Origin of the sequence: Microcoleus sp. C2D2 (assembly GCF_036702495.1) — a bacterium.
Classification (GTDB): domain Bacteria; phylum Cyanobacteriota; class Cyanobacteriia; order Cyanobacteriales; family Microcoleaceae; genus Microcoleus.
The window spans coordinates 1-3,156 of sequence record NZ_JAUBTO010000322.1 but is presented as its reverse complement, the minus strand read 5'-3'; the positions used below and the strand labels follow the sequence as shown (position 1 = coordinate 3,156).

The following is a 3,156-nucleotide window of genomic DNA, read 5'->3' as shown; positions in this document are numbered from 1 at the left end:
AGTTATTTTTTCTTGTGGGATGGGCCGAAGAGCCCGTCCCATCAATTGAGGAAAAGGATTTTTGCAAGAGGTCTAATGTATTCGCTGGCCGGTTTAGTTTCTGGCAGTTTCAGAAATTCTTCCATGGTGAGGCGCTCAGTTGCGATAGTCATAAATAAATTCCTCAATTATACCTATCTTCAGTACAAGCAAAAAAAATATTTATCTTGCATTAAAATGATGCTATAGCAATCCTAAATGATTATACTCGTTCCCAGGCAGAGCCTGGTAACGCATATCCGGAGGCTCTGCCTCCATTGTAGCAGCCGAGGCAGAGCCTCTGGACATCGGTTCCCAGGAAGAGCCTGGGAACCAGTTAAACCAGTTAATTCAAAAAATATTTGTTTTGCATAAAATTTGTGTTACCTCGCCTAATTTTCCGGAACAATCTGCTGCTTAAACTCAAACAAATTAGGATTTTCCGGGTCATAAAAAGCCCGCAACCAATGCACGTTAGGAGAACCAAAAGTTTCAACTCTAGTAAAATTTTGCATTCTCGGTAATTGAGTCTCATCGGTAAAATAGGGTAAAGGTTTATCGATGCGGAAATAGTGAGTATCGCCGTGGACGAATACAACCTGCCCTGGGAAATTGGCTGTTTCTGTTTCCAGAGTTGCGATAAAATCGTTGTAGCCACTTCTTCTTTTGTCCGTCGGATCGAATTCAAATCCCGGATTGGCCTGTGCAACTAACATAATTCCTTTGCTGTTGCTGCGTTTGGCTAAAGCAAAAGATTCTTTGACCCAGGCTAAGTTAGCTGAATTGCGATCGGCATATTCTGCATCTCCTTCGGGAGTGCGGCCAAAATTGTTGTTGCTTCCGGGCATATTAATCGCGAAAAACACAACGCCATGATAAATCCAGCGAACATTTTCCCGGAATTTAGCAAACTGCGGGTTTTCGCTTTGACGGGTGAGAGTTAAGGTGCGCTTTCCCAAACTTTGATTGCCCTGGCTGAAGATTTCTCGCAGTTTAGCGAGTCTTTCTACTGGATCGTAACTGCCGTTTTTTGAACGGTGGCAATCCGTCCATTCATTATCGCCATAGGCAAGAATAAACGGCATCTCAAAATTGTCAAATAACTGCTTGCGGCTGACAAAAGTTGCATCATCGCAGACACTAGAACCGTTTTTAATGTCGCCGGAGTGGACAACAAACGCTGCGGGCGATCGATTGATATCTGCAATCAAATTCGGAAATTTTGCTTCCTGTTCGGCACTGTAGGGCAAATCGCCAATCAAGGCAAATTCAAAAGGTCGTGAAACGAAGCTATCCCGAAGAGAATCGCCCGAACTTTGAGCGTAAGTCAAAACACCAATACCCGTAATTGATACAAAAACAATAAAGGCAATAATTAGATATTTTTTAGTCATTTATTTAGTGGCAACTAATTTATTTATCAGGACTTACGTAGAACCAATGAAAAATAGATGCTGCGATTGCTTCACTACAGTTTGCAATGACAGACTTATGTTATTGACTTAAGTTTTGGTCATGATACCATATAAGCCGACAAATTACTCTCAAAAATCATGAATTTTCGTCGGTTGCTCTCGCTAATTGCTATGCTTTCGATCGCAGGCTGCAATATCCAAACGCCAAAAACCAACACACAGCCTACAGAAAGTCGATCGCCAATTGCAGCCCCTGTTCCGGCCGAACCAAAGTCTCAGATCGAAGAAGCAACACTAATTGCTGTCGGCGACATCATGATGCACAGTACCCAAACGCGATCGGGCTACGACGCAAAAAAGAAAACATACAATTTTGACAGTTTCTTCGCACCAGTTAAAAGTATCCTATCAACAGGCGATTGGGTAACCGGAAATCTCGAAACACCTTTAGCGGGGGAAGATGCGGGCGGATATACGGGATATCCGCTATTTAACGCACCGGCTCAATTAGCGGATGCGGCTAAAAAAGCCGGATTTAATATCTTGACAACTGCGAACAATCATGCCTTAGATCGTGGAGAAAAAGGCGTAATTAGGACGATCGCCAATCTGAGCGATCGCAAAATTGCGTACACAGGAACAGCCGAATCGAAAGCTGCGGGCGATCGTACTTTAATCAGCACCAAAAACAACATTTCCCTAGCCATGCTAGCCTACACCTACGGCACAAACGGCATTCCCATACCCAAAGGCAAAGATTACTTAGTTTCCCTAATAGACGAAAAAAAGATAGTCAAAGACATTGCCAAAGCCCGCAAACAAAGAGCAGATATTATCGCAATTTCCCTGCATTTTGGCAATGAATATCAGCGACAGCCAAACACCCAACAAAAACAATTAGTGGAAAACCTATTAAAAGCTGGTGCAGACATCATTCTCGGCAGCCATCCCCACGTCGTCCAACCTTACAAAATTTTTATTTTCCCCGGCAAAAATGGGAAAACCCGCAAAGCTGTAGCAATTTATTCAATGGGAAACTTCATTTCCGGTCAGACTAAAAATTATACAGACTTAGGCGTAATTTTGCAAGTAAATATTCGCAAAAGATTTCCCGAAAAAACTACAGAAATTACCAGCATCAAAACCATTCCGACTTGGGTACACCGCTATACTCAAAACAATAAAACGAACTATCGCGTTTTGCCCTTACAAACAACTGTCAGCCAGAAAAAAGATGCACTGCTAGCAACTTCACAGTATCCTATTATATCAAAATATTTGCAGGATATGAACAATCATCTTAACTCTTTGAACAGTCCGAAAAAATCAAAGTAATTGGGCATGGGGAATTGGGAATTGGGCATTGGTGATGGGAATTGGAGGCAGAGCCGACCGATTTGTATCCGCAGGCAGTGCCCATTGCTAAGGTAACAGCTTAAGCTAGGGAAGCATTTGTCAATCAGCAATTATGCTCAGAATCTACTCAAATTTTGGGTAGAAAACTTAGATTTGGGCGATCGAACAATCATGCCGAATCTTCAGCCAATAAATTTACCCAAGCTTGGATATCCTTTCCAATCAGTGCGAAATGGGCAGCAGAATAGCGCGTCATATCAACTCCGCTAGCATCGAATTGTAAAATCGAATCAACAGTCATTAGTCATTAGTCATTAGTCATTAGTCATTAGTCATTAGTCATTAGTCATTAGTCATTAGTCATTAG

General features: G+C 42.2%; 3 protein-coding genes. 1 reads left to right on the top strand and 2 read right to left on the bottom strand.

The genetic code is table 11. From position 1 onward, the window contains the following. Positions 1 to 410 precede the first annotated feature (410 nt). Positions 411 to 1,412: a hypothetical protein gene (locus QUB61_RS38635; protein ID WP_333133789.1), complete on the bottom strand. Its 1,002-nt coding sequence runs from the start codon at positions 1,410 to 1,412 to the stop codon at positions 411 to 413. A gap of 159 nt (positions 1,413 to 1,571) precedes the next feature. Between QUB61_RS38635 and QUB61_RS38630 the strand changes: the two genes are divergently transcribed. Further along, positions 1,572 to 2,768, top strand: coding sequence for a CapA family protein (locus tag QUB61_RS38630; protein WP_333133790.1), 1,197 nt, complete (start codon positions 1,572 to 1,574; stop codon positions 2,766 to 2,768). 190 nt (positions 2,769 to 2,958) lie between these two features. On the opposite strand, the gene QUB61_RS38625 is transcribed toward QUB61_RS38630, so the two are convergent. After that, positions 2,959 to 3,090, bottom strand: coding sequence for a hypothetical protein (locus QUB61_RS38625; RefSeq protein ID WP_333190433.1), 132 nt, complete (start codon positions 3,088 to 3,090; stop codon positions 2,959 to 2,961). Between the last annotated feature and the right edge of the window lie 66 nt (positions 3,091 to 3,156).

Coding starts and splice junctions, on each gene's coding strand:
- QUB61_RS38630 (WP_333133790.1), top strand. CDS start 1,572: ATGAATTTTCGTCGGTTGCTCTCGCTAATTGCTATGCTTTCGATCGCA.
- QUB61_RS38635 (WP_333133789.1), bottom strand. CDS start 1,412: ATGACTAAAAAATATCTAATTATTGCCTTTATTGTTTTTGTATCAATT.
- QUB61_RS38625 (WP_333190433.1), bottom strand. CDS start 3,090: ATGACTGTTGATTCGATTTTACAATTCGATGCTAGCGGAGTTGATATG.